Origin of the sequence: Bradyrhizobium sp. SZCCT0153 (genome assembly GCF_018129995.1) — a bacterium.
In the GTDB taxonomy this organism is placed as follows: Bacteria; Pseudomonadota; Alphaproteobacteria; order Rhizobiales; family Xanthobacteraceae; genus Bradyrhizobium; species Bradyrhizobium japonicum_G.
The window spans coordinates 108949-134863 of record NZ_JAFCKS010000008.1 but is presented as its reverse complement, the minus strand read 5'-3'; the positions used below and the strand labels follow the sequence as shown (position 1 = coordinate 134863).

27 protein-coding genes and 1 tRNA gene are annotated in these 25915 nt (G+C 64.9%); 12 read left to right on the top strand and 16 right to left on the bottom strand.

The window, feature by feature from the left end; all coding sequences use genetic code 11:
• The first annotated feature begins 140 nt into the window (after positions 1 to 140).
• On the top strand, positions 141 to 866 hold the full coding sequence (locus JQ572_RS28785; protein WP_211386201.1) for an alpha/beta hydrolase: 726 nt from the start codon (positions 141 to 143) through the stop codon (positions 864 to 866).
• A 39-nt stretch (positions 867 to 905) separates the two neighbouring features.
• Here JQ572_RS28785 and JQ572_RS28780 read toward each other — a convergent pair whose 3' ends face one another.
• Positions 906 to 1790, bottom strand: coding sequence for a LysR family transcriptional regulator (locus tag JQ572_RS28780; RefSeq protein ID WP_211386200.1), 885 nt, complete (start codon positions 1788 to 1790; stop codon positions 906 to 908).
• 103 nt (positions 1791 to 1893) lie between these two features.
• Between JQ572_RS28780 and JQ572_RS28775 the strand changes: the two genes are divergently transcribed.
• The 3 genes from JQ572_RS28775 to JQ572_RS28765 are packed head-to-tail and all read left to right on the top strand — an operon-like array spanning position 1894 to position 3401.
• On the top strand, positions 1894 to 2322 hold the full coding sequence (locus JQ572_RS28775) for a DoxX family protein (RefSeq protein ID WP_349643115.1): 429 nt from the start codon (positions 1894 to 1896) through the stop codon (positions 2320 to 2322).
• A 19-nt stretch (positions 2323 to 2341) separates the two neighbouring features.
• A complete protein-coding gene (locus JQ572_RS28770) occupies positions 2342 to 2803 on the top strand; it encodes a DsrE family protein (RefSeq protein WP_211386198.1) in 462 nt (153 codons plus the stop codon).
• Positions 2804 to 2822: 19 nt separating this feature from the next.
• Complete coding sequence (locus tag JQ572_RS28765) at positions 2823 to 3401, top strand: TlpA disulfide reductase family protein (protein WP_249129464.1); 579 nt, start codon at positions 2823 to 2825, stop codon at positions 3399 to 3401.
• Positions 3402 to 3406: 5 nt separating this feature from the next.
• On the opposite strand, the gene JQ572_RS28760 is transcribed toward JQ572_RS28765, so the two are convergent.
• From JQ572_RS28760 to JQ572_RS28730, 7 genes are all read right to left on the bottom strand, one after another.
• Positions 3407 to 4546 (bottom strand): amidohydrolase/deacetylase family metallohydrolase, encoded by a 1140-nt coding sequence (locus JQ572_RS28760; protein WP_211386196.1) that lies wholly within the window; start codon positions 4544 to 4546, stop codon positions 3407 to 3409.
• A gap of 126 nt (positions 4547 to 4672) precedes the next feature.
• Positions 4673 to 4749 (bottom strand) — tRNA-Arg (locus JQ572_RS28755).
• A gap of 104 nt (positions 4750 to 4853) precedes the next feature.
• Complete coding sequence (locus JQ572_RS28750) at positions 4854 to 5810, bottom strand: tripartite tricarboxylate transporter substrate-binding protein (protein ID WP_211386195.1); 957 nt, start codon at positions 5808 to 5810, stop codon at positions 4854 to 4856.
• Positions 5811 to 5857: 47 nt separating this feature from the next.
• Positions 5858 to 6229: a dimethylsulfonioproprionate lyase family protein gene (locus tag JQ572_RS28745; RefSeq protein ID WP_211386194.1), complete on the bottom strand. Its 372-nt coding sequence runs from the start codon at positions 6227 to 6229 to the stop codon at positions 5858 to 5860.
• A gap of 27 nt (positions 6230 to 6256) precedes the next feature.
• The gene (locus JQ572_RS28740) at positions 6257 to 6895 is read right to left on the bottom strand and encodes an RraA family protein (RefSeq protein WP_211386193.1); all 639 of its coding nucleotides are present in this window, start codon (positions 6893 to 6895) and stop codon (positions 6257 to 6259) included.
• A 15-nt stretch (positions 6896 to 6910) separates the two neighbouring features.
• Positions 6911 to 7636 carry an AMP-binding enzyme gene (locus tag JQ572_RS28735; protein WP_211386192.1) on the bottom strand — a complete coding sequence of 242 codons (726 nt, stop codon included), beginning with the start codon at positions 7634 to 7636 and terminating at the stop codon, positions 6911 to 6913.
• A gap of 156 nt (positions 7637 to 7792) precedes the next feature.
• On the bottom strand, positions 7793 to 8821 hold the full coding sequence (locus JQ572_RS28730) for an alpha/beta hydrolase (protein ID WP_211386297.1): 1029 nt from the start codon (positions 8819 to 8821) through the stop codon (positions 7793 to 7795).
• Between the two features lie 209 nt (positions 8822 to 9030).
• On the opposite strand from JQ572_RS28730, the gene JQ572_RS28725 reads away from it, so the two are divergent.
• Positions 9031 to 9663, top strand: a complete 633-nt coding sequence (locus tag JQ572_RS28725; RefSeq protein WP_211386191.1) for a hypothetical protein — start codon at positions 9031 to 9033, stop codon at positions 9661 to 9663.
• Between the two features lie 120 nt (positions 9664 to 9783).
• On the opposite strand, the gene JQ572_RS28720 is transcribed toward JQ572_RS28725, so the two are convergent.
• Both JQ572_RS28720 and JQ572_RS28715 read right to left on the bottom strand, forming a co-directional pair.
• Positions 9784 to 9996, bottom strand: coding sequence for a hypothetical protein (locus tag JQ572_RS28720; protein WP_211386190.1), 213 nt, complete (start codon positions 9994 to 9996; stop codon positions 9784 to 9786).
• 25 nt (positions 9997 to 10021) lie between these two features.
• Positions 10022 to 11023, bottom strand: coding sequence for a 2-dehydropantoate 2-reductase (locus JQ572_RS28715; protein ID WP_211386189.1), 1002 nt, complete (start codon positions 11021 to 11023; stop codon positions 10022 to 10024).
• A 144-nt stretch (positions 11024 to 11167) separates the two neighbouring features.
• Between JQ572_RS28715 and JQ572_RS28710 the strand changes: the two genes are divergently transcribed.
• Positions 11168 to 11770, top strand: a complete 603-nt coding sequence (locus JQ572_RS28710; RefSeq protein ID WP_211386188.1) for a YidB family protein — start codon at positions 11168 to 11170, stop codon at positions 11768 to 11770.
• A gap of 42 nt (positions 11771 to 11812) precedes the next feature.
• A complete protein-coding gene (locus tag JQ572_RS28705; RefSeq protein ID WP_211386187.1) occupies positions 11813 to 12085 on the top strand; it encodes a GlsB/YeaQ/YmgE family stress response membrane protein in 273 nt (90 codons plus the stop codon).
• 144 nt (positions 12086 to 12229) lie between these two features.
• On the opposite strand, the gene JQ572_RS28700 is transcribed toward JQ572_RS28705, so the two are convergent.
• Positions 12230 to 13015 (bottom strand): SDR family NAD(P)-dependent oxidoreductase, encoded by a 786-nt coding sequence (locus JQ572_RS28700; protein ID WP_211386186.1) that lies wholly within the window; start codon positions 13013 to 13015, stop codon positions 12230 to 12232.
• 247 nt (positions 13016 to 13262) lie between these two features.
• Between JQ572_RS28700 and JQ572_RS28695 the strand changes: the two genes are divergently transcribed.
• The 3 genes from JQ572_RS28695 to JQ572_RS28685 are packed head-to-tail and all read left to right on the top strand — an operon-like array spanning position 13263 to position 16335.
• The gene (locus JQ572_RS28695; RefSeq protein ID WP_211386185.1) at positions 13263 to 14327 is read left to right on the top strand and encodes an acyl-CoA dehydrogenase family protein; all 1065 of its coding nucleotides are present in this window, start codon (positions 13263 to 13265) and stop codon (positions 14325 to 14327) included.
• 18 nt (positions 14328 to 14345) lie between these two features.
• Positions 14346 to 15506, top strand: coding sequence for an acyl-CoA dehydrogenase family protein (locus JQ572_RS28690; RefSeq protein WP_211386184.1), 1161 nt, complete (start codon positions 14346 to 14348; stop codon positions 15504 to 15506).
• Between the two features lie 16 nt (positions 15507 to 15522).
• The gene (locus JQ572_RS28685) at positions 15523 to 16335 is read left to right on the top strand and encodes an enoyl-CoA hydratase/isomerase family protein (RefSeq protein WP_211386183.1); all 813 of its coding nucleotides are present in this window, start codon (positions 15523 to 15525) and stop codon (positions 16333 to 16335) included.
• A 93-nt stretch (positions 16336 to 16428) separates the two neighbouring features.
• On the opposite strand, the gene JQ572_RS28680 is transcribed toward JQ572_RS28685, so the two are convergent.
• From JQ572_RS28680 to JQ572_RS28665, 4 genes are all read right to left on the bottom strand, one after another.
• A complete protein-coding gene (locus tag JQ572_RS28680) occupies positions 16429 to 18543 on the bottom strand; it encodes an acetate--CoA ligase family protein (RefSeq protein WP_211386182.1) in 2115 nt (704 codons plus the stop codon).
• Between the two features lie 58 nt (positions 18544 to 18601).
• Entirely contained in the window at positions 18602 to 19354 is a 753-nt protein-coding gene (locus JQ572_RS28675; protein ID WP_211386181.1) for a VOC family protein, read from the bottom strand.
• A gap of 2 nt (positions 19355 to 19356) precedes the next feature.
• Complete coding sequence (locus tag JQ572_RS28670; protein WP_211386180.1) at positions 19357 to 20148, bottom strand: enoyl-CoA hydratase; 792 nt, start codon at positions 20146 to 20148, stop codon at positions 19357 to 19359.
• 167 nt (positions 20149 to 20315) lie between these two features.
• Complete coding sequence (locus JQ572_RS28665) at positions 20316 to 21521, bottom strand: ABC transporter substrate-binding protein (RefSeq protein WP_211386179.1); 1206 nt, start codon at positions 21519 to 21521, stop codon at positions 20316 to 20318.
• Between the two features lie 251 nt (positions 21522 to 21772).
• Here JQ572_RS28665 and JQ572_RS28660 point away from each other — a divergent pair, with 251 nt between their 5' ends.
• Together JQ572_RS28660 and JQ572_RS28655 are read left to right on the top strand one after the other, a co-directional pair.
• Complete coding sequence (locus JQ572_RS28660) at positions 21773 to 22624, top strand: thermonuclease family protein (RefSeq protein WP_211386178.1); 852 nt, start codon at positions 21773 to 21775, stop codon at positions 22622 to 22624.
• Between the two features lie 26 nt (positions 22625 to 22650).
• Positions 22651 to 24150: a M48 family metalloprotease gene (locus JQ572_RS28655; protein WP_479683959.1), complete on the top strand. Its 1500-nt coding sequence runs from the start codon at positions 22651 to 22653 to the stop codon at positions 24148 to 24150.
• Positions 24151 to 24180: 30 nt separating this feature from the next.
• On the opposite strand, the gene JQ572_RS28650 is transcribed toward JQ572_RS28655, so the two are convergent.
• On the bottom strand, positions 24181 to 25848 hold the full coding sequence (locus tag JQ572_RS28650) for a methyl-accepting chemotaxis protein (protein WP_211386177.1): 1668 nt from the start codon (positions 25846 to 25848) through the stop codon (positions 24181 to 24183).
• Positions 25849 to 25915 lie beyond the last annotated feature (67 nt).

Sequence of the window (25915 nt, the reverse complement as noted above, 5' to 3'; positions counted from 1 at the left end):
GAGACCAATCCGGTTCAGCGCCAGACAAGCGCGCGGCATCGCGACCGGTTCAATATGGCGGCACCAACGACAAAGACCGACGCTCAGTCGGCAAGGCCATCGCCCCGCCGATCTAACCAGCCTTCCGAGGGAGCCACAACATGTCGACCTACGTTCTCGTTCACGGCGCCTGGCACACCGGTGCCGAGCTCGAACCGGTCGCAGCGCCGATCCGGGCCGCCGGCCATCAGGTCTACCTCCCGACGATCAAGGGCAACCGCCCGGGCGATGCCAAGACGACGGGACTGAAGGAGGCGATCCAGTCCATCGCCGACTATCTCGCCGAGAACAATCTGACGGAAGTGATCCTGCTCGGTCACTCCTATGGCGGCATGGTCATCACCGGCGTAGCCGACCTCGTGCCCGAGCGTATCCGCCGGCTGGTCTACTGGAACGCCTTCGTGCCCAACGATGGCGAATCGCTCAACGACATGGTGCCGCCGCACTATGTCGGACTGTTCGACATGATCGCGGCCGAGCGCGGCGACGGCTCGGTGGTGCTGCCCTTCCCGATCTGGCGCGAGGCCTTCATCAACGACGCCGATCTCGAGCTGGCGCAGCGCGCCTATGACATCCTCAATCCGCATCCGCTGAAGACCTTCAGTGACAAGATCGCGCTGAAGACCAATCCGGCGGGAATGCAGCCGGCAAAATCCTACATCAACTGCACGGAAGACACCGCGCTGCCGCACGGCTACCCGTGGCACCCACGCCTGTCGGAGAAGCTCGGCCTGTTCCGCCTGGTGCAGGTGCCGGGCAGCCACGAACTGTGCTTCTCGGATCCGGCGCGCCTCGCCAAGGCGATCATGGAAGCAGGCCGCGACTGAGCCGTTCCAGGCGATTGATCGCGCGGCCGCCGTCGCCACTCACCTCATCCGCCTGTCGGCGGCGACGAAGTCGATGAAAGTCCGCACCTTCGCGGAGAGATATTTGCGGCTGGGATAGACCGCGAAAAGCTTTCCTTCGAAAAGGACCTGCCCGGGCATGACATGCTCGAGGCGGCCAGCGGCAATGTCTTCGGCGACCAGCCATTTCGGCAGGAAGGCGAGGCCCATGCCTTCCAGCGCAGCCATGTGCAGCAGCGTTTCGTTGCCACTGCGCAGCACCGGATTGAGCTTGACGGTCTCGGTGCCGTGCTCGCCTGCAAAGGAAAAGCTTTCGCCCGGGTAAAGTGCATAGTGCAGCAGGGATCGGCCGGCGAGATCGGCCGGCTTGGTCGGGCGCCCCGCGCGATCGAGATAGGCCGGCGCACCGACCATATGGAAGGCCACCTTGGTGATGGGACGCGCGATCAGCGCCTCGTCGGGTGCGCCGGTCGCGCGCAGGGCGAGATCGAATCCCTCCTCGACCAGATTGACCATCCGCCCGCCGAGATCGACGTCGAGCCGCACGTCCGGATAGCGGGCCTGGTAGTTCGCCAGCACGCCCGCGAACATCGCATTCGCCATCCACACCGGCGCGGTCAGCCGCAGCGTACCGTGCGGAACGACGGTCGCATTGCTGACGGCAGCCTCGACCTCGTCGAGCGAGTCGAGCATCTGCCGCGCCTGCTCGAAATAGAGCACCCCGCTCTCGCTCAGGCTGACGCGCCGGCTGGTGCGGTTGAGCAGCCGCGTCCCCAGCCGCTTCTCGAGCTGCATCACATGCTTGCTCGCCATGGCAGGCGAGATGCGCAGGCGCTGTGCCGCGGTCGCGAAGCTCTTCAGCTCGGCGACCAGGCAAAACACCCTCATACTGACGAGAGAATCCATGAGATCATCAACACCACGGAAATGAACCAATCCCGGAGCGCATAATGATCAAATGCGAGGAAACTATCAAATAGTGGCAACCCTCAAATTTTGGAGAACCAACGTGTCCACCACCGCCTTCGAGACTGCCTCACCCGACCGCGCCCTTCGCATCGGCCTCTGGACCGCACAGGGCCTGATCTTCCTGGTCTTCACCTCGGCCGGGCTGGTGAAGCTGCTGACGTCCATTCCCGAGCTTGCCGCGATGATGCCCTGGGCCGGGCAGTATTCCGAAACGTTCGTCCGATGCATCGGGCTGATCGACCTTGCCGGCGGGATCGGCATCCTGCTTCCGGCGCTGACGCGGATCCTGCCGCGGCTGACGGTGCTGGCCGCGCTGGGCTGCACGGTGTTGCAGGTGCTTGCGCTCGCCTTCCACATCTCGCGCGGCGAGGCGCCGGTCACGCCGCTCAACGTCATCCTGCTCGCGCTCAGCCTGTTCGTGCTGTGGGGACGCGGCCGCAAGGCGCCGATCGCGGCTCGACAATTTTGAGCGGCAGGACAGCCCGGCCATGACCTCCGCCAACGGATGGTCCCGCAGAGGCCTGCTCGCCGGCGCGTCGACCCTCACGGCCGGCGGCATCGCCGCGGCCAAGGAGGATCGCCTCATTGAGGGCGTCGTGATCCTGATCGACAGCAACGAGCCCTATGTCATGGGGCATGCGATCAGCTACTCGGCCAACCTCGCAAGGCATTTTGCCGACAGGGGTGCGAGACTGCTGATCGAGGTCGTCGCCAACGGAAAGGGCATCGACGTCTTCCGGGCGGACAAGACCCCGCTGGTCGAGCCGCTCGCGACGCTGCGGCAGTCGCTGCCCAACCTCAACTACAGCATGTGCGCGTCGTCAAAGGCGATCGCGGAAGCCAAGGAGCGGGTCTCGATTCCGCTGATATCTGGTGCCAGCCTCGTCCCCTTCGGTATCGGCCGCGTGGTCGATCTGCAACTCGAGGGCTGGGCCTATATCCATGCGTGAGAGGCCTCGTGCACCCGGCATGACACTGTCCAGGCGAACGCTGCTGATGGCGGCGCCGGCGATCCTCGCCCCTCCATGTCCAAGCCGCGCGCAGGGCGACGATCCCGCCTGGCCGCCGGTGTTCGAGGCCGGCCGCAGCCAGTTTACCGTCGTGCGGCCTCGCGCAACGATGCCGCAGCTCGGGCTACAGGACCTGCATGGAAAAGACGTCGTGCTGACGGCGCGGCAGGGGCGGATCACGCTCGTCAATTTCTGGGCCACGTGGTGCGCGGCCTGCCGGCTCGATCTGCCTGTGCTAGCAAGCCTGGCGGGATCGCGGCCGGACCGGCTCGACGTCGTCGCGATCTGCACCGACACGAAGGACCTGCACAAGATCCGCGCGTTCCTCGGCGGTCTCGCCGTGCAAACCCTGACCTGCTACGTCGATGCGTATGGCACGACGGCGGAAGCCTCAGCCTCGGTCTTCACGCTCGTCGGCATGCCCGTGACCTATCTGGTCGGCGCAAGCAATCACGTCGAGGGTTACATCACCGGCGCCCCCGACTGGCTCTCGCCAGCGGGCGCGCGGCTGCTGCAATTCTATCTCGAGCAAGCCTGATCCGCTCAATTCGGGTGCCACCAGCGGCCGCCGATGACGACGCCCTCGGAGACGATCTTGCGGTCACCGATCAGGTGCTCGCCGACGACGTCCTCATAGTCGAACTGGCCTCGGCTGACCGAGATCAACGTGGCGTCGCCGACGCTGCCCGGCTTGAGGCTGCCGAGCTCGGGACGCCGCAGCGCCATTGCCGCGTTCACCGTCGAGGCGGCGACCACGTCGGACAGCTCCATGCCCATGCACAGGAATTTCGACATGGTCGTCACCTGGTCGAAGGCCGGACCGTCGATGCAGAGCTGATGGATGTCGGACGAGATGGTGTCCGGATAAAAGCCGTTGGCGAGCATGGCGCGCGCGGTCTTGAAGGCGAACGAACCCTTGCCGTGGCCGATGTCGAACAGCACGCCGCGCTCGCGCGCGTCCAGCACCGCACGCTTCACCGTGCCCTGCGCGGTCGCGGGCGTGTTGGGGAAGGGGCGGAACGCATGGGTGAGCACGTCGCCGGGACGCAGGCGCGCCAGCACCTCCTCATAGCTCGGCGGCGGATGGTCGATATGCGCCATCAGCGGCATGCCGACCTCGTTCGCGACTTCCAGTGCGATGTCGAGCGGCACGGCCCCCGACGTGCCCGAGGAATGCAAGCCCACGCGGACCTTGATGCCGACGATGAGGTCGCGATTGGCATCCGCGACCTTGGCCGCCTCGATCGGATTCATCAGCCGCAGCTCCTCGCTCTCGCCAACCATGATCCGGTGCGAGAAGCCGAAGATGCCGGCATGCGAGACGTGCAGGTAAGCGAGGATGCGGACCTGGCTCGGCTCGATCACATGCTTGCGGAAACCGGCGAAATTGCCGGGCCCGGCGCTGCCGGTGTCCACGGCCGTGGTGACGCCGGAGAGACGGCAGAACTCCTCGGCGTCGATTCCGAGCGAGGTGCCACCCCAATAGACATGGGTGTGAAGATCGATCAGTCCCGGCGTCACGATGAGCTGCGAGACATCGCGCACGTCGGTGCCCGGATCAGCCTTGAGCCCGGCGCCCACGGCAGCCACCTTGCCGCCCGAAAATGCGACATCCGTCACGGCGTCGAGCTTCTGGGACGGGTCGACCACACGGCCGCCGCGCAGGATCAGGTCGAAAGGCATCATGGTCTCCGGATGGGGCAGTGAGGCACGGCCGACAGGTCGGCGAGGCCAGGAAGGAAGTCTGTTGCTTCTAGCAATTCCTGCGCCGGAGGGCCTGCCAAATGGCGGCCATTACCCATGACAAAATGGCGATCCCGGCATGACTCGAACATGCGACCTACGGTTTAGGAAACCGCCGCTCTATCCGGCTGAGCTACGGGACCGCGGAACCCGCCGGCTGGCAGGTTACCTGGAGCTGTACATACCAAAGCGGTAGCGGGACCGGAAGCCCTTCGCTCGGCCGAATGCGGATATCTGCCGGCGGCCTCTACGCCTTGATATTGTTGTCCTTCACCACCTTGCCCCAAGTGGCGACCTGCTTGTCGAAGAACGTCTTGAAGGCGGGGCCGTCCTCGAGCAGCAACGTCATCTGCTGCGTCTCCTTGAGCTGGGCGGCGGTCGCGGGCTCGCTCAGGATCTCCCTGGACGCCGTCGCCATGGCGGAGACGATGTCGGGCGGTGTGCCTGCGGGGGCGAAGATGCCCCACCAGGCCAGTGTCTCGAAGTCCGGAAAGCCCGCCTCGATCGCGGTCTGCGTATCCGGCAGGCCCGGCAGCCGCTCGCGACCGAGCTGCAGGATCGGACGCAGCATGTTGGTGCCGAGCTGGGCTGCGACCAGCGCCGCCGATCCCGCGATCAGGTCGACATGGCCGCCGAGCACGTCGTTCATGGCCGGGCCGCCGCCGCGATAAGGCACGTGCATGATCTCGACGCCGGCCCTGTTGCCGAGCACGGTCATGGCGAGATGGCCGAGCGTGCCGATACCGACGGAGGCGTATTTCACCGCACCCGGGATTGCCTTGCAGGCTGCCACCACGTCGGCAAAGCTCTTGTAGGGACGGCCCGCACCCGCCGCGATCACGTAAGGCGCGGTACCGATCAGCAAGACCGGCATCAGCTCGCGCTCGACATCGACGGGCGGCTTGTCGAGGATGGACGGGATCACCGCGTGGGAATCGAAGGTCACCAGGAACGTCGAGCCGTCCGGCGGGCTCTTGGCGACTTGCGCCGCGCCGAGCGCGCCGGCGGCGCCCGACTTGTTCTCGACAATGACGATGCGGTTGAGCTTCGTTTGCAGATGGCTCTGGAGCAACCGCGCCATCGCATCGGTCGATCCCCCTGGTGGAAACGGCACCACCAGCGTGATCTTGCCGGCTTGCGCCGCCGCCGGTGCGATTGCGAGGATGGCCGGCGCGGCCAGCAGCGTGCGTCGTGTGATCGTCATGGTCCCCTCCCTTGGGTGTGCTGCGCCCGGCTTTTGCTCTTTGGCGCTTAGGTCGTCCCGAAACCCGACCCCGCTTTTTTGTATTCTGGCCGCGGCGGACTGAAGATGTCCAGCACGCGGGCGCCGTCGGGCCCGGCGCGCATGGTGTGCGGCACGTTGCCGGGCGTGCGCCAGAAATCGCCCTTCTTCACGGCAATCTCCTCCTCGCCCTGGACGCGGATGGCGGAGCCGTCGAGCAGCACGCCCCATTGCTCCTCGGGATGATGATGCAGGGTGCCCTGCGCATGCGGCGCCAGCGTCACCACCGACAGCATCGCCTGCTCGCCGGAGAAGATGCGCGTGGTCACCCCCGCGGCGAGTTCGCGAAACAGCCCGTCGCCGGGATTATCGATATTGTGGAATTCGTCCTTCTGGCTCACGCTACTCTCCCCTTCGTTTCGGTCTTGTCAGGATTTTCCATACGAGCCCTGGTAGCGGCCCTCGCGGATCGCCTTCAGCGTCTCTTCCTCACGCGCGACCTGGGCGCGGACCGCTTCCAGCAGCGCCGCCGCGCCGGCCGCGGGAAACGACACCACGCCATCCTCGTCGCCGACCACGATGTCGCCGGGCGAGATCACGCTACCACCGACAGAGACCGGCACGTTGATCTCGCCGGGGCCGTTCTTGTACGGCCCGCGGTGGATCACCGCGCGGGCGTAGCAGGGAAAATCGTCGCCGGCGAAGGCCGCGACGTCGCGGATCGCGCCATCAATCACATAGCCTTCCGCTTTGCGCCATTGCGCGATGTTCTTCATGATCTCGCCGACCAGCGCCCGCGTCTCGTCGCCGCCGCCATCGACCACGATGACGTCACCCGGACCGACCAGCTCGAGCGCACGGTGGATGGCGAGATTGTCGCCGGGACGGGTGCGCACGGTGAAGGCCGTGCCCACCAGCTTGCCGCCGCGATGATAGGGCTTCAGCCCCACCGCGCCCGGCAGCCGGGCGAGATTGTCTGAAATGACCGAGGTTGGCGCACCGCGAAAGCCCTCGATGATCTCGGCGGGCGGCTTCGGCACGCTGTTCGTTGCGATCGTGATCGTCATATCCAGGAATCCTTATTATTCGGCGTGCGCCCTCGCTTTCGCCGGCATGATCCGGAAGGCGCGCCCTTCCTTCATCCACGCTGCGCGCTCGTCGCGCAACAGCGTGCGGCGGACTTTTCCGGAATCATCGCGCGGCGGGGCGCCGACGATCTCGAAACTCTCCGGGTGCTTGTAGCGGCTGAGCCTGTCCTTCAAAAAGTCCGCCATGCCGTCGGCGATGGCCTGACCGTCCGCGCCGGGCTCCGGCTCGATGATGGCATGCACGCGCTGGCCCAATTCCGGATCGGGCAGTCCCACCACCACGCAGGAGCGCACGCCGGGACACTCGGAGACCGCGGCCTCGACCTCGGCCGGATAGATGTTGGCGCCGCCGCGCAGCATCATGTCGGCGAGCCGGTCGCCGAGATAGAGGTAGCCTTCCGCATCCAGCCTGCCGATATCGCCGAGCGATTCCCAGCCGTTGGCCAGGCGCTTCGGCTCGGCGCCGAGATAGTGATAGGTGGCGTCCTTGCCGTCATTGTTGAGGAAATATGTCTCGAAGAACGCATTGCCGTTGGGCAAACCAATCGCGACGAAGTCGCCGGGCTTGACGCCCTTGGCGGCAAACGCCCGCGCGCGCCGGTTGGCGCCGCGCTCGAGCTCGTCCCATGTCAGCGTGTCCTGCCCGTGACGGACGGCGATCGTGCCTTGCGGCTTGCGCTCGGCGTACCAGCGCGGCACATCGGACAGGGGCAGCAGCATCAGGCGTTTCCACTTCGTCTTCTTGGCGTCGCCCCAGGGCGAGGCGATCACGGGATGAAGTGTAACAGCCGGGGCCAACCCTTCAAGACGCAAGCCTTCAAGACGCAAGCCTTCGAGAACCAAGCCTTCGAGACGGAGACCTTCAAGACATCCGCATCAATGCTCTGCACCGCAACCCGGACTATCGAACAGCGCCGCAAGGCCGCATTTGGACGTCAGCATCTTGTCGCCGTCATGCCCGACGCCGGCCACGTCCCATACCTTGTGATTGGGCGTGCCGTGGTCGCGCTTGGCCATCGCATCGACATAGGCATGGCCGCGGGCGTAGCGATACGGCCCCTGCGCTTCGGCCATGCAGCTCTTGTCCAGCGCGGAATGTTTCGGATTGGTGTCGAGGGTGCCAAGCAGGTAGATCACCTCGCGATCGACATATCGCTGCTCGAGCGCGGCCGGTGTCGCGTCCGCGAGATAGGGCGGGCGCGCGTCCATGCCGTATTTCCAATTGTTGAAGCCCGCGCAGGATGCGGCGATGGCCGGTACGGGCCGCGCATTGCTGAAATAGGCGTAGGACGAAGGATTGGCGACGACGTAGCGCACTTCGATGTGCTGGCGCGACAGCGCCGCCTCGCCCTTGCCGGCGATGGCGTAGCGCTGCGCGACCTGGCCGCCGCCGGAATGGCCGGCGACCACGACCTGTTTCAGGTTCGGGAAAATGCGCCGGTCCGAGAGTTTTGCCAGGATCGCATCGAGCGCCTCGAAGGACGACACCGGGTTCGGCGCCAGCGCGGCATCGCCACCCTCCCATCCCTCCAGCGACCAGCGCAGCGTGTCCGCAGGCAGCTTGTGCGCGTCGACATCGATCTCTGCCAGGAACTGCGGCACGATCATGAGCGCGCTCTTGCCGTCGTCGCCCGCTGCGATCTGCGCGGAATGGGCCGAGATATAATATTCATCGGCATTGCGCAGGCGCCCGTGCAGCACGATGATCGCGCGCGAGATCGCCGGCAGCGGCAGCGACCAGTCGCTGGAGAGATAGAGCGGCAGCATGCCCTGGCCGCCGACCGGGAGCCGCGCGTCGGCGATCGCTCTCACGGGCTTGCGGTTGGGCGCATCCTCGTCGGCTGCGAACGCATGGCTGGACACGAGCGTCAGCGCGATTGCAGCGAGACAGGCCAGCGCTCTCATGACGAACATTCCCCTTCGAATTCAAATCGATAAAAGTCTAAGCGCATCCCATGCCGCTCGGCTGTGACTCCCGGGCCACGTCAAGCAAAAAATGTCAGCATTGCAGCCATGAAATTCCCGGGTTCCATGGGTGACAAGCCGGCGATAAAGGGGCAAAAATCCGGCTCGACTCAGTTCGGGTTGAGTTTTGCAAGGAATGCTCTCGTAGAATGTCGAACGCAGTTGCATCGCGTCGTGCGGCGCTTGTCGTTGCCGCAGCAGGATTTTCCCTGCTGACGACGTCGCATGCCCATGCGCAATGGTGGAAGCGCGCGCCGGTCGACTTCGAGGAATGCGCCGACGCCGCCGAGAAGGCCGCGACCAAGGCCGAAAAGACATCCGCGCTCGCCGACTGCAACGCGAAGTTCGCCGGCCGGCGCAAGACAGGCGGCGGCTATTCCTATTACGACTTCCTCCAGGACCGCACCTTCGACATCGCCGGCCCCAATCCGACGCCGGAGGAGCAGAAGAAGATCGACGAATCCTATACCGCCTATCTCGCCAATCAGCGCCGCAGCAATGAGGCGGCCCGGGCCACCGCGCGCCAGCAGCGCGAGCAGCAGGAACAACAGGCGCAGCAGCTCCAGCAGATCGCGCTGCGCACCGAGGTCGCGCGCGTGCCGGTCCCGGTCGAGCGGCCGAAGGTGCTGCAGGCTGCGGTCGGCGAGACGCGGCCGCGGCCGAAAGGCGCGCCCTGCATCAAGGGCTCGTTCTCCTGCGAATGGCCGCGGCTTTCGGATGGATTGAACGAGTTGAAGAAGCTGTTCAACCCGACGCCGAGCAAGCCCGCGAAGAAGGGCTGAGCCAGCCACAACCGTCATTGCGAGCGCAGCGACGCAATCCAGATTTTTTCCGCGGAGGGATTCTGGATTGCGTCGCTGCGCTCGCAATGACGGGTTGGATGTAGATTCGCACCTACATTCTCAGTTCGGATGCTTCTTCTTGCTGCGCTTGGGAGTCACGACCGGCGCATTCGTTGGCGCCGTCGCCGGTGAACTGCCCAACTGCGACCTGCTCTCCTGCAATCGCCTGTCATAGCCGGGAGAATTCATGACCGTCGGCGGCCTCGCAAAGGCGAGCGTCGATCCGCAGCAGAGCCCGGCCAGCGCGAGCCCGATCATCAAACAACGCCTCATCGCGTTCCTCCCTCGCACTCATGCGCTACCCGCGTATCTGTTGCGGTGTCAGCCCGGGCGGACCCTTGCCCGCGACTTCAGCTTCCTTGATCAGCGCAACAATGCGGCGCATCAGCGGCACGTCGATGTTGTTCTGCTCCGCGAGCGCGATGACTGCGCCCTGGAGATAGTCGATTTCGGTCCTGCGGCCCTGCTTCAGATCCTGCCACATCGAGGAGCGCGCCTCCGGATCGATCTTCATCGTGCGTCCCAGGATCGCGTTGAAGATCATGTCGGGCAGCCGCAGCAAGGTCGGCGTCCACCTCATCGGGATCGGCGTCGCCGAAACCGGATTGATGCCGGCGGCCTTCATCGCAGCCAGCCCCTCCGCCATCTGGTCGGCGAACAGCTTTCGCCAGTCGCGGTTCGCCAGTTGCGCGGCGAGCGGCATGTCGGACAAGGCGCTGAGCGCGTTGTTCAGGTTGATGATCAGCTTGCCCCATTGCACGCCGGCGATGTCGCGGCTCGCGCGCAGGGTGAGCCCCGGCACCGACAGCGCGGCAGCCGTATTGTCCGCGTCCTCGCCAATATGGATGTCGCCGGAGGTCGAACGGTGGAAACGGCCCTCGCCCATCGCGATGACGTTGAAAGGCACCATGCCGGCGAGCACGCGCCGGTCGCCAAGGCGTTCGCGCAGCACCGCGACATTGCCGACACCGTTTTGCAGGGAGACGATGACGGCGTCCTGCGGCGCATGCTGCGCGATCTGATCCGCCACTTCGGCGGTGTCGGCGCTCTTCACCGTGACCAGCACGATGCCGGCGCTGTGGAAGATCGCGGGATCTTCCGACAGCGCGAACTGGCCCTCCTCCAGCTTCTTCCCGGAGCCGTCGAAATCGGTCAGAAGCAGGCCGAACCGCTCGATCTCGGTCTTGACCCGCGGCCGCACCAGCAGCGCGACGCGGCGGCCGCCGGCCGCCAGCATGCCGCCGGCGAAACAGCCGATGGCGCCCGCGCCGGCCACCACGATCGATCGATCCGTAACCACCAGACCTTGCTCCCTGAACGACCCGCCTTCGATAGCAGAGGCGAGGCCGCCTGCCCATGGAACGGTTGCGGTGCAATCGCCTTGTAACCGTCATGAGAGCCTCATATGTTTTTGAACGGGGCTTGTTATCGGCAGGAGAACGCCATGGGTTTGCTCGACGTCCTCAACGGAATGCAGAACGGCCCGCGCGGCCCGAGCACGCCAAGTTCTGAGAAATCCTCCGGCGGCATGTCGCCGATGACCATGGCGCTCCTCGGCCTGCTCGCCTGGAAGGCTTTCAAGCATCTGACAGCCAACCAGTCCGGCAGCGCGCCACAGCCGTCCCCGACGCCGACGCAGCTCCCCCCGCCGGTGAATGCAGGCCCAGGTGGTGGCCTCGGAGGAGCACTTGGCGGAAGCGGCGGCCTCGGTGACCTCTTGAAGGGCGGCCTTGGCGGCCTGCTCGCGGGCGGCGCGGCCGGCAGCGTGCTCAGCGGCGGGCTCGGTGATCTCCTCAACCAGCTCCAGCAGGGCGGCCATGGCGAGACCGCAAGCACCTGGGTCGGCAAGGGTGAGAACAAGGCGATCGCGCCCGGCGATCTCGCCAAGGCGCTCGGCGCCGACCAGATCGAGAGCCTGTCCGCCCAGAGCGGCCTGTCGCGCGAGGAACTGCTCTCCGGCCTCAGCCAGTACCTGCCGCAGGTGGTCGACCATCTGACGCCGGACGGGCGGCTGCCGACCGAGAACGAGATCTCGGGCAGAATCTAGTCAAATTGTGATCTACGCGTTCTCGGGAAGGGAAGCACTGTCATGAGTTTCGGCGGCCTGTTGTGGATCATCGTCGTCGGCTTCATCGCCGGCCTCATCGCGCGCTGGCTCGCGCCGGGACCGAACAACCCGAGCGGCTTCATCCTCACCACCATCCTCGGCATCGGCGGGGCGTTTCTCGCAACTTTCATCGGCCAGGCGATCGGGCATTACGGCCCGGACCAGGGCGCCGGTTTCATCATGGCCACGATCGGCGCGGTGGTGGTGCTGTTCATCTGGCACCGCCTGGTGGCCAGCGGCGTGATCAAGGGGTGACGGCGCTAACCGTCGCGTGAGGAGGCTCATCTGCCTCCTCAACATCATTGCGAGGAGCTCTTGCGACGAAGCGATCCAGAATGTTGCCTTGAATGTTGCCTCGGAGGCCGCCTGGATTGCTTCGCTTTGCTCGCAATGACAAGTTCACGTAACCAAATGCATCCCCGCGTCCATGCGCACGACCTCGCCGGTCATGTTGCTGGAGGCCGGCATCGCCAGGAAGCAGACCAGCTGGGCGATGTCTCCAGCGGATGACGCAACCTTCAGCGGCACCTTCGCCACCACGCTGTCGCGGACCTGCTTGGCCTGTGCCTCGCCGCGGCCCTTGGTGAACCAGGGCGTATCGATATAGCCGGGACACACGGTGTTGACGCGGATCAGCGGCGCCAGCGCGCGCGACAGCGACAGCGTCATGGTGTTGAGCGCGCCCTTGCTAGCGGCATAGGCGATCGACGAGCCGACGCCGCTGATGCCGGCAACCGAGGATATGTTGACCACGGCGGACGGCCGCTCCGAAGCCTTCGCACCCGCCTCGAGCAGGCTGCGGGCGGCGCGCACCATCTGAAACGGGCCGATGGTATTGACGCCGTAGAGACGCTGGAAATCGTCCGCCGACAATCCGTCGAGATCGGCATGAGCGACATGCTTGGTCGTACCGGCATTGTTGACGAGCACGTCGAGCCTGCCCCAGCCGCTTGCGGCCGCAACGATCCTGCGGCAATCGTCATCCTTCGAGACGTCGCCCTGGGCGACCAGCACCTCGGCCGCGCCCGCCTTGCGGCAGAGCTCTGCCGTCACCTCGGCCTCCTTCTGGCTGGACGAATAGTTGATCACGAGCCGCGCCCCGCTTCGTGCGAGAATTTCCGCGGTCGCAGCGCCCAGGCCGGAGGCGGACCCCGTCACGATTGCGCACAGACTGTCTTTTGCCATCCGGATTTCCTTCCCCGTTATTAAGTTGCTGGCCCTGTTTAGCGAGTTTGCCGCGCCCTGCAAATCGAGCAAACTCCGCTAAGCGGAATTAGTCCAGATCGGTTGTTGCGCCCATGCCCGCGCCGCAGGTTGACCTGCGATCAACGCTTGTCAGGGCCATGGCTTTTTCGGATCATCGGGCGCAAGAAGAACCTGCGCGCCTCGCCCGCCGGGCCGGACGCGCCAATGGCAAAACACGGGGAACGCTGTGGCGGAGAGTGACAATATCGTCGTCGAGACCGCGGAGAAAATCTTCGCCGATCTCGCCGATCCGCAAACCATCAACAACGACAGGAAGGATTCGTGGCAGGCGCCGTTGTGGCAGGCGCTGAGCGAAGCCGGCCTGCCATTGTCCTGGGTGCCCGACGATCTCGGCGGCTCCGGCGCGAGCCTTGCCGACGGCTTTGCGCTTCTCAACGCCGCCGGCCGCTTCGCGGTCGCGGTTCCCCTGGCCGAGACCATGCTAGCGGGCTGGCTGCTGGCGCAGGCGAAAATTGCTTCTCCCGAGGGCGAGATGACGGTGCTGCCGGCATCCCCGAAGGATCGCATCACGCTCGCCGCCGACGGCTCGCTCTCCGGCCGCGCCCGCGGCGTGCCGTTTGCGAAAGCGGCCAAGCACTTTGCTGTGCTGGCGCACGGCAGGGACGGCGCCTCGATCGCGCTGGTCGATGCGAGCAAGGGCCGGATCGAATCCGGACTCAATGTCGGCTACGACCACAGCGACACCGTCACGCTCGACAAGGTCCAGCCCGTCACCCTCAGGCCCGCGCCGAAGGGTTTTGACCAGACCACAATGATGCTGATGGGCGGCGTCGCGCGCAGCCTTCAGATCGCGGGCGCGCTGGAGGCGATGCTCGACATCTCCGTGCGCTACTCCAACGAGCGCGTCGCGTTCGAGAAGAAGATCTCGAAGTTCCAGGCGGTGCAGCACAATCTCGCCCGTCTTGCCGGTGAGTCCGCCGCCGCGCTTGCCGCCGCGACCTCCGCCGCCGACGCCATTGCCAACGCAAGGACGTTCGACGACGAGGTCTATCTCGAAGCCGCTTCGGCCAAGATCCGCTGCGCGGAAGCGGCCGAAAAAGGCGGCGCCATCGCGCATCAGGTGCATGGCGCGATCGGCTTCACCTTGGAGCACATCCTGCACCGCTATTCGTTGCGGGCGCTGGCCTGGCGCGACGATTTCGGTTCGGAGAGCCACTGGGCCGTCGAGCTCGGCAAGCTCATTGCCAATCGCGGCGCCGACGAATTGTGGCCGCTCGTGGCTTCGCGCTGATCAGGGGACGAGACAACAATGACCGCTGCCCTTCGTTTCGATCCGATCCGCCTGCCCGAGAAGTGCGAGCAATTGCGCAAGGAGGTGCGCGCGTTCCTTGCCGAGGAAATCGCCGCCGGCACCTTCGATCCGCACAAGCCCAACCGCGAGGACACCGACGCGCCGGAATTTTCCCGCCGGGTCGGCGCCAAGGGCTGGCTCGGCATGACCTGGCCGAAGAAGTATGGCGGCCAGGAGCGCTCGTTCCTCGAGCGTTACGTCGTGACCGAGGAGATGCGCGTCGCCAACGCACCGACGCGACGGTTCTTCGTCGCCGACCGCCAGAGCGGACCGGTGCTGATCAAATACGCGCCTGAGCACATCAAGATGGACATCCTGCCGCGCATCTGCCGCGGCGAGATCTGCTTTGCGATCGGCATGAGCGAGCCGAACTCCGGCTCGGACCTGTTCGCGGCAAAAACGCGCGCGACCAAGACCGACGGCGGCTATCTCATCAACGGCACCAAGATCTGGACGTCGTCGGCGCACATCGCCGACTACATGATCGCGATCTTCCGCACCTCGCCGCCGACCAAGGAGAACCGCCGTCACGGCCTGACGCAGTTCCTGGTCAAGATGAAGCAGCCGGGCATCCAGGTGAACCCGATCGGCCAGATCACCGGCCAGTACGAGTTCAACGAAGTCGTCTTCACCGACTTCTTCGTGCCCGACGATCACGTGCTCGGCGAGGTCGACGGCGCCTGGAAGCAGGCGACATCAGAGCTTGCCTATGAGCGTTCGGGCCCCGAGCGTTTTCTGGAGACTTACTACGTGCTGACCGAGCTGGTCCGCGCGGTCGGTCCGAATCCAGACACGCGCAGCGCCGAAGGCATCGGCCGCCTGGTCGCGCAGCTCCACACCATGCGCCGCATGTCGGTCTCGGTCGCCGGCATGCTGCAGGCCGGCAAGGAGCCCGTGGTGGAAGCTTCAATCGTCAAGGACATCGGCACGGTCTGGGAGCAGCAGCTTCCGCACCGCGTCCGCGATCTGGCGGCGTTCGTCGAGGAGACCGCGACCAACCGCGAGACGCTGGAGCGACAGCTCGATTTCGCCATCAAGACCGCGCCGAAACTCACGATCCAGGGCGGCACCACCGAAGTGCTGCGCGGCATCATCGCCCGCGGGCTTGGTTTGCGCTAATTCAATCGAGGACATCATGAGCACCTATCAAGATATCGGCGTCGAGAAAGTCGGCCACGTCGGCACCATCGAGATCCGTCGCCCGCCGCTCAACTTCTTCGACATCTCGCTGATCAACCAGATCGCGGACGCGCTCGACGAATTCGACCGCGACATCGAGATCCGCAGCTCAGTGCTGTCGGCACAAGGCAAGGCGTTCTGCGCCGGCGCCAATTTCGGTGATCCGGCGCGGCAGGCGCAGGAGGCGCGCGAAGCCGAGAAGAAGGGCGATCCAGCCGACAATCTCGGCCCGATCAACCATCTCTACATCCAGGCCGTGCGTATCTTCCGCGCCAAGAAGCCGATCGTCGCCGCCGTGCAGGGCGCGGCCATCGGCGGTGGCCTCGGGCTTGCGGTCTCCGCGGACTTCCGCGTCACCTGCCCAGAAGCGCGCTTCTCCGCGAATTTCACCAAGCTCGGCTTTCATCCCGGCTTCGGCCTGACGACGACGCTGCCGGAACTGATCGGCAAGAACAACGCCGAGCTGATGTTCTACACCAGCCGCCGCGTCACCGGCGAAGAAGCCGTCAAATGGGGCCTCGCCAACGAGCTGGTGCCGCAGGACCAGGTGAAATCAGCCGCGATGAAGCTCGCGGGCGAGATCGCCGAATGCTCCCCGCTCGGCCTCCTCTCCACCCGTGCCACGATGCGCGCCGGCCTCGCCGACCGCGTCATGGCAGCAACCAACCACGAGCTCGCCGAACAGACCCGCCTGCGCGCGACCGAAGATTTCAAGGAAGGCGTGAAGGCCACGGAAGAGCGGCGCGCAGCGAATTTCAAGGGACGGTGATTAAGTTTGCGCTTCGCCGCGTGGCTCCGCCATCGCCGCATACTCTGGGGTCGTCCCGGCCTTCGCCGGGTTGACAGTTTTGCTTGTTGCTCGCTATTTCCACCCCACCACCAGCGCATCCACGATCGTCACACCCTGCCCCTCCGGATGCACCAGCACTGGATTGAGCTCGATCTCCGCGATCTCGGCCGCATGGCGGGCTGCCAGCACCGAGACGTCGGCGATCAGTTGCGCCAGTGCCGCGACATCCGCCTTGGCCACCCCGCGAAAGCCGCTCAGCAGCGGCGCGGCCTTCAAGGCGTTTAGCATCGCGTCCGCCTCCACCGCGCTTACCGGCGCCGGGCGGTAGACGACATCGCGGAACAGTTCCGTGGTGATGCCGCCGAGGCCGACCATCACCACCGGCCCGAACGTCTCGTCCGTCATCGTCCCGACGATGATCTCGACGCCCCGCCTCGCCATCGGACCGACCAGCACGCCCTGGATCGCCGCCTCCGGCCGATGCTTGCGCGCATTGTCGAGCAGGGCCTCAAAGACCAGGAACACCTCGCCCTTCGTCGTGATGTTGACGCGCACGCCGCCGACCTCGCTCTTGTGCGCGATATCCGGCGACTGGATCTTCATCACCAGCGGAAAGCCGACGCGGGCGACGGCTTCGTCGAGCCCGCCCTTGTCCTCCACCAGCACCTCATCCGGCAGCGTGATGCCGGCGGTGCGGAGCAACGCCTTGCTGTCGGCCTCGGACAGCGCGGGCGACTTGAAATATGCCGAAAGATCGTGCGCCGGCGGCCGCGCCTCGTCCGCGGGCCTCGGCAGCTTGAAGCTGGCATAGTCGACGAGTTGCCGCATCGCGACTCCGACATGAGTCAGGCCCGTGAGCACCACCACGCCGGATCTGGCGAGCTCGCGCCGCGCGAAATCGGACGGCACGGTGTAGGAATAGAACACCACCGGCTTGTGCTGCGCTGCCAGCGCCGGCGTCAGCTCTTCCTCTTTGAACGGCTTGCGCACCTCGCTCGAGAGCGACAGCACGACCAGGATCGCATCGACTTCGTCGCAGGCGGTGAGCAGATCGACGCTCTTCTGCAGGCCACCCGAGGTCACGCCCTGTGCGGTCACGTCGATCGGATTGCGCGCGGTGCCGTAGGACGGCATCAGCTGCTTGATCCCCGCCTGGATCGGCTCTGAGAGCTCCGGCACCCGCAAGCCTTGAAGGGCCACAGCATCCGCGCCCCAGATGCCCGCACCGCCGGAGACCGTGACGACGGCAACGCGATCGCCCTTCGGCAGGGGATTGCTGGCGAGCACCGCGGCGATCGTCAGCGCTTCGTCGAGATCGTTGGAAACAATCAGGCCATATTTGGCAAACACCGCATCATAGGCCGCCGACCAGCCGGCCATGCTAGCGGTGTGCGACGCCGCCGCGCGCTGACCTGCGCCGGAGCGCCCGACCTTGGTGACGATGACAGGCTTCTTCAGCTCAGCTGCCCGCCGTGCAGCGGCAAGGAATTTGTCGACGTCGCGGATGCCTTCGATGAAGAGCAGGATCACATCCGTCGAAGCGTCCTGCACCAGATAATCCAGAAATTCGCCGGCGCCGAGATCGGATTCATTGCCGGTGCTGACGACATAGCTCACGGCGACGCCGATCGCCCTCGCACGGTGATAATAAGCAAAGCCGATGCCGCCGCTCTGCGCGACGATGCCGATCCGCTTCGCCGTCGCGACGAGCGGCACCACGCCCGGCTTGACGTCCACGGCAGGACTGAACGTTGCCGCCACGCGCTGCATCTGGCTGAAAAAGCCCTCGGCGTTCGGACCGGAAATTCGCATGCCCGTGCGTTTGGCCAGCGTTGCGATCGAATCCTGCATCGCTGCGCTGTCGCCGCCCTCCTCGGCAAAGCCGGAGGAGATGATCACGGCGTTCTTCACGCGGGCGGCGGCGCATTGCTCGAGCGCGGGAAGGACCGCGCGGGCGGGGATGACGATGACGGCGAGATCGATCGGCACGCCGATCTCGGCGACCGACTTGAAGCAGGTGAGCCCGTCGATCTCCGCGTAGTTGGGGTTTACCGGGTAGATTCTGCCGGGATATTCGTTCTTTCGCAGCATCGCGAGCAGCCGGCCCGGAATCTTCTCGTGATCGCGCGAGGCGCCGATCAACGCGATGCTGGCGGGTGCGAAGAAGCTGTCGAGCGGATGCGGCATGTTGAATCCCTGCTCTTATGTTTATCCGCCATCCCTGCGCAGCGACGAAGTCAAGAGCTCAAGCCGCGATCCGGAACGTCACACCGCCGAGCAGGAACTCGCTCCCCGCAACCGCGAGCCCCTTCGCCCTCGCCGCATGCAGCACGCGCGCGACATCGGCCACCCGAAACTCAAGCGCGCTCATGATCTCGCTGGCGCCCTTGACGAAACGGAAGGTCGCGTTGGGCAGCTTCAATTCGGCATCGTGGCTCGGCGCAACGCCGATGATCCTGCCCCAATGCTCAGCCAGCCCTTGCGGATCCGGACTCTGCATCTCAACGCAGATCAGCGCCTGCGTCACGTCCTTGCGAATGAACTTCTGCCAATCGGGTCCCGCAGGAGGATAAGCACCCAGAATGTCGTCACTGCCTTCGGTGTGGTTGAACTCGATGAAGGCGGCGCGGCAGTCACGGGGGTGGAGCTGCACGCCGTGATAGGGCGCGTGGTCGATGACGTTCGCGGTGCGCACGCCCATCGCATTGGCGTTGCGGCCGCGTTCGTCAGGATCATTGCAGCAGAAGATCGCCATGTAACCGCCGCGGCCGCCGGACTTCTCGATGAAGCGGCCGGCCGTGGTGCCGTCCTTGAACGGTGCCACCACCTCCAGCAGGATCGTGTCGACCGGGAGCAGCGCGTTCTCCAGGCCGTATTTCGCAACGTTGCCGTCGCGGTAACAGACGGCGAGGCCCATGATTTCCGCGATATCGGAGATCACGGGTGCGAGCTGCGGCGCGACCAGACAGATCTGCCGCAGCCGGATATAGGGCGCCATCGTCATGCGCCCTTGAAGGCCGGCTTGCGTTTCTCGACGAAGGCTTTTGCAGCCTCCTTGTGGTCCTCGGTGTCGCTGCAGCGGGTGTGGTGGATCGCCTCGCCGTCGAAGCAATCCTCCAGCGCCAGATGCTCGGCATTGTTGATGTTGCGCTTGATGAAGCCGAGCGCGATCGAGGGCCCCTGCGCCAGCGACAGCGCGAGCTCGTGCGCGGCGGCGTCGATCTCGGCGTCGGGTACGACCTTCGTCACCATGCCGATCGCATGGGCCTCCTTCGCCGTGAGCACCGGCGACATCAGATAGAGCTCGCGTGCCCGCGCGCTGCCGAGCAGCTGGGTGAGGAAATAGGTGCCGCCGTAATCGCCTGAGAAGCCGACTTTGGCGAAGGCGGTCGTGATCTTGCAGGATTCGGAGGCGATGCGCAGGTCACAGGACAGCGCCATAGAGAGGCCGGCGCCGGCCGCCGCGCCGTCGAGCTGCGCCACCACGGGTTTCGGCATCTGGTGCAGGATGCGCGAGACCTCCATGCCGCGGCGCAAATTCGCAAGCTTCTGCTCGAACGGCAGCGGCGCGCGCCCTGCCGCCATCGACTTGACGTCGCCGCCGACGCAGAAGGAGCCGCCGGCGCCCTTGAACAGCACCGCGCGCACCTCCGGATCGTCTGCGGCGCGCCGCGCCGCCTCGACCAATCCGGCGACCATCTCGGGGTTGAGCGCGTTCTTCCGCTCCGGGCGATTCATGGTGATGGTAAGCAGCCCGCCTTCGAGCTTTTGCAGGACCATGTCGTTACTCATGGAGGCGTCTCCCTTCGTTGTTTTGTTCGGTCTATCGCCACACTGGTCATTGCGAGCGACTTGTCCGCCGAAGCTCGAAGAGCGGAGGCGGAAGCGAACAATCCAGAGATGTTTCCGCGGAGACAGTCCGGATTGCTTCGTCGCTTCGCTGCTCGCAATGACGGTCTTTATTTCTTCACCAGCGGACAGCGCGACTGCTCCAGCGACTGGAACGCTTCGCTGCCGGGCACAGTGGCGAGAAGCTTGTAATCGTCCCAGCGGCCCTTGGATTCCGACGGCTTCTTCACCTCGAACAGGTACATGTCGTGGACCATGCGGCCGTCCTCGCGGATCTTGCCGTTCTTGGCGAAGAAGTCGTTGATCGGCGTCTCCTTCATCACTTTCATGACGGCTGCGGAGTCCGTCGTGCCGGCCGCCTTCACCGCCTTCAGGTAATGAGTCACGGAGGAGTAGACGCCGGCCTGCGCGGAGGTCGGCGGCCGCTTCATGCGCTCCTGAAAGCGCTTCGAGAATGCGCGGGTGTCGTCATTGAGATCCCAGTAGAAGGCTTCCGCCAGCAACAGGCCCTGCGCCGTCTCCAGCCCGATCGAGTCGATGTCGGTGACGAAGGCGAGCAGCGGCGAGACCTTCTGGCCGCCCTTGGTGATGCCGAACTCGGCCGCCTGCTTGATGGCGTTGACGGTGTCGCCGCCGGCGTTGGCCAGCCCGATCACCTTGGCCTTGGAGGCCTGGGCCTGAAGCAGGAACGACGAGAAGTCCGACGTGTTGAGCGGATGGCGCACGCTGCCGAGCACCTTGCCGCCGGTCTTGGTGACGACGGCGCTGGTGTCCTTCTCCAGATCCTGGCCGAAGGCGTAGTCGGCGGTGAGGAAGAACCAGGTGTCGAGGCCCGACTTCACGGCGGCAAGGCCGGTCACGTTGGCCTGGCCGTAGGTGTCGAACACGTAGTGGACGGTGTAAGGACCGCAGGCCTCGTTGGTGAGACGGATCGAGCCCGGGCCGTTGAACATGATGATCTTGTTGCGCGCCTTCGCGATCTCGCCGGCGGCCAGCGCCGTCGCGGAAGCCGCGACGTCGTAGATCATCTCGACGCCCTGGTTATCGAGCATGTCGCGGGCGATGTTGGCGGAGAGATCGGCCTTGTTCTGATGGTCGGCGGCCAGCACCTGGATCTTGCGGCCGAGCACCTCGCCGCCAAAGTCTTCAACGGCCATCTTGGCGGCGGTCTCGCTGCCGGGGCCGGTGATGTCGGCATAGAGGCTCGACATGTCGAGGATGCCGCCGATCTTCAGCGGCGGCTTGTCCTGGGCCTGCACGGCGCTCGCACTCAGGGCAAACGCTGCGGCAAAAATGCCCGACAAAATATGCTTCATCGAAAAAGACCTCCCTTATCGCGCCGTACTCTGATGGCGGCTTGGTTATTGCTCTTGGTTGAACTTGTTGCCGCGATCATGCCGCATGCGCGGGAGGGCAGCAAGCGCGAGCTGCGACGCAGGTCGCCCTTGCATCACGCGTTTTCCGCAAAACGGAATGGCTTGGTGCGGATAAATGTTTCCACGTCATTGCGAGCGCAGCGAAACAATCCAGAGTCCTTCCACGGAGACGGTCTTTCGCTGCACTCGCAATGACGGAGTGCGACGAAGCCCCTTCGCGCGCAGCCACGCTTGAGTTAAAAGTGACGCTCAACGCAACCTCTCCGGGTCACGTGACGCAACGGCCTCACCTCATCATCGCAATTTTTCTCGTCGCGGGGCACAGCGCCTTCGCGAGCCCGTGCCAGTTCGAGTCCCAAGGCGAAGGCCGTGTCGCAGCCATCGTCGACGCACGCAGTGTCCGTCTCGACGACGGCCGCGAAATCCGCCTCACCGGCATCGAGTCCACGGCGGGGACGAAGCCGGCACTGACCTTGCTGCTCGGCGGCCGCGACGTGATTCTGAGGAGCGCTGACGACACACCAGACCGCTACGGCCGGCAGGGGGCGCTGGTCTTCATCGGCGAAAGCGAGACTTCGGTACAGGCGATGCTGTTGGCCCAAGGCGACGCCATCGTCTCCGCCGAAGTCACCGACAAGGACTGTGCGGCCGCCCTGATGTCGTCGGAGGCCGAGGCACGGCGTCAAAAAAAGGGCAACTGGGCTGACCCGTCGGCCATAAAAAACGCGGAAAGTCCGGACGATATTTTGGCGGGGATCGGGCGTTTTACGGTGGTCGAGGGCAAAGTCCTGTCGGTCCGGCAAGCTGGGGCAGTGACCTACCTCAACTTCGGACGGAACTGGACACGCGGCTTTGCCGTGACTATTTCAAGACGCACGTTACCGGCGTTCGAAAGCGTGGGCATCAACCTTAAGTCCCTGGAAAATAGACGTATTCGCGTTCGGGGCTGGGTTGAGGGGAACACGGGGCCGCGAATCGACCTGCGTCTCTTGGGACAGGTTGAATTGCTGGGCGCAAACGAGCCTATTGGGGTAAGGCCTTAAAGCAGGCCGGGCACGGGTTAAGCGACGTGAATGGGGTGCCAGAACAGCACTGGAAGGGTGAAGGTCGCCGCCTGCGGGCTGCGTCGGCCGTGCTATGCCTCGTGCTGGGTTCAGCCCTTGCCGGTTGCGGCGATATGGGCCGGTTCCAGGCCGCGGCGACCCCGCCGACCGTCGCCATGCCGAAGCCGAAGCCGGCCGTGGCGCAGACCCCCGCGACCGAGAAGGAGCACGAGCGCATCCTGGCGAGCTATGGCGGCACCTATGACGATCCCCGGCTCGAATCGCTCGTCAGCAAAACCGTCGACCGGCTGGTTGCCGCCTCGGACCGTCCCGACCAGGGCTACAGGGTCACGATCCTCAATTCCGGCGCGGTGAACGCTTTCGCGCTACCGAACGGCCAGCTCTATGTCACGCGAGGACTTCTTGCGCTTGCGAGCGACACCTCGGAATTGTCCTCGGTGCTCAGCCACGAGATGGCGCACGTGCTGTCCAAGCACGCCGCGATGCGCGAGGATCAGGCGCGCCAGGCCGCTATCGTCACCCGTGTCGTCACCGACATGAGCAACGACCCCGACCTCACCGCGCTCGCGCTCGCCAAGACCAAGCTCACCATGGCGAGCTTTTCGCGCAACCAGGAGTTCGAGGCCGACGGCATCGGCGTCGCCATTTCCGCGCGCGCGCATTTCGACCCGTATGGCGCCGCCCGCTTCCTTTCGGCGATGGAGCGCAATGCCGAGCTGAAGGTCGGCAAGTCCTCGCTCGATCCGCGCGCGCAGGATTTCACCTCGTCGCATCCGGCAACCCCGGAGCGCGTGCAGAACGCGCAGACCATCGCGCGGCAGTACGTCGCCCCGGAAGGTGGCGAGCGCGATCGCGAGAGCTATCTCGCCGCGATCGACAACCTCGTCTATGGCGAAGACCCCAGCGAAGGTTTTGTCCGCGGCCGGCGTTTCCTGCACCCCAAGCTCGGCTTCACCTTCCAGGCGCCGGACAATTTCACGCTCGACAATACCGCACAGGCCGTGATCGGCGTGCGCGACGGCGGCTCGCAGGCGATGCGATTCGACGTGGTGCGGGTGCCGGCCGAGCAGTCGCTCGGCGATTACCTCAATTCGGGCTGGATGGAAGGCGTCGAGAAGGCATCCACGGAAGACATCACCATCAACGGCTTCCCGGCCGCGTCCGCGACCGCCAAGGGCGACCAGTGGCAGTTCAAGGTCTATGCGCTGCGCTTCGGCAGCGACGTCTACCGCTTCATCTTCGCGACACGGCAGAAGTCGACCGAAAGCGAGCGCAACGCGCGCGAGACCGTCAACTCGTTCCGCCGCCTGACCCTCGACGAGATCCAGGCCGCGCGCCCGCTGCGCATCAAGGTCATCACCGTGCAGCCCGGCGACACCGTGGAATCGCTCTCCCACCGCATGGCCGGCGTCGATCACCCCGCCGAGCGTTTCCGCGTGCTCAACGGCCTCGATCGCAACGCGCAGGTGAAGGTGCGCGATCGCGTGAAGGTCGTGGCGGATTGACGATGTAGCGCGCCGCCCGCCCGCGCGATCTCACGCCAACTCGGCCGCAGCTCGCTGCATGTTCGACGCGATGTCGTTGGTGACCGCACTCTGCTCCTCGACCGCCGCCGCGGTATTCGCGACATACTCGCTCACATGCCCGATGGCGGAGCGGATCGCCGCCAGCGAGCCCGCAACGTCGCCGGAGACGGCGTTCAGAGCCTCGATCTCGCTCGTGATCTTCTCGGTGGCCTGCTTGGCCTGGCTGGCCAATCCCTTCACCTCGGACGCGACGACCGCAAAACCCCTGCCCGCATCGCCGGCCCTTGCCGATTCGATCGTGGCATTCAGCGCCAGCAGGTTGATCTGCCCGGTGATGTTGCCGATCAGGTCGACGATACCGCTCATCGATTCGGCGGCGGAACTCAGCCGCCTCGCCTGCGTGTCGGCCGCCTCCACCTGATTGACGACGTTCGTCGTGGTCTGCCGCGACTTCACCATGGTCTCCGATATCTCCCGGATGGACGCGTTCATTTCCTCGCTACCCGCAGCAACCGAGTCGATCAGTTCTCGCGCCCGCTCGGCCTTCATTCGTGCGACCGCCTGCGCGGTGACATCGCTTGCATACTTCACGATTTTGAAGGGCTTTCCATTGAGATCCATGATGGGATTGTAAGACGCCTGGATCCAGATCTCCCGCTCTCCCTTGGCAAGTCTCTTGTACTCGGCGGCCTGGAACTCGCCGCTATTGAGCTTCCGCCAGAATTCCGCGTACTCGGGCGAGTTGCGGTAGGCGGCTTCGACAAACATGCCGTGATGCCGTCCCTGAATCTCGGACAGCCCATACCCCATCGCGGCGAGGAAATTCTGGTTCGCCCAGCGAATGGTGCCGTCGATATCGAATTCGATCACCGCCTGGGATTTCTTGATGGCTTCGATCTGGCCGTTGGTATCGGCCGCTCTCAACTTCTGCTCGGTAATATCGGTCGCGAACTTGACCACCTTGAAGGGCTTGCCGGTCTCGTCGAGGATCGGGTTGTAGGATGCGAGGATCCATATCTCCCTCCCACCCTTGCCGAATCGCTTGTATTCGGCCGAAAGGTGTTCACCCCTGTTCAGCGTCGCCCAGAATTCGCGATAGGCGGGGCTTGCAGCCTGGCCCGCGTCGACGAAGATGCTGTGATGCTTGCCGATGATTTCGTCGAGGCCATATCCCATCGTCTTCAGGAAATTGCCGTTTGCCGCAATGATCGTTCCGTCGAGGTTGAACTCGATCACGGCCTGGGCACGGTCGATGGCCGCAATTTTTCCGGCGTCCTCCATCGCCTTGATCTTTCCCGCCGTGATGTTTGTGGCAAATTTGATCACGGAGACCGGCTTTCCGGACTTATCGAAAACGGGATTGTAGCTCGCCTGGATCCAGATCGGCGTGCCGTCCTTCCTGACACGCCTGTATTGCGCCGACTGGAATTCGCCCCGCTTCAGCCGCGACCAGAACTCGCGATACTCCGCCGTGTCACGCTCCGCTGCAGGCAAGAAGATGCTGTGGTGCTTTCCCCGGATCTCGTCGAGACCGTACCCCGTCGCCTGGAGGAAGTTCTCGTTTGCGGTGATGATCGTCCCGTCGAGCTTGAATTCGATCACTGCCTGCGACTTGTTGATGGCTTCGACCTGCGCGAAGGCATGATCGACGTCGCTCCGCTTGCGCATTCCCAGCATCCGACTTATCCCCCATGACCGTCATGTCATTGCAATCATCGTTGCAAACAGAAGCTAACGACTATGC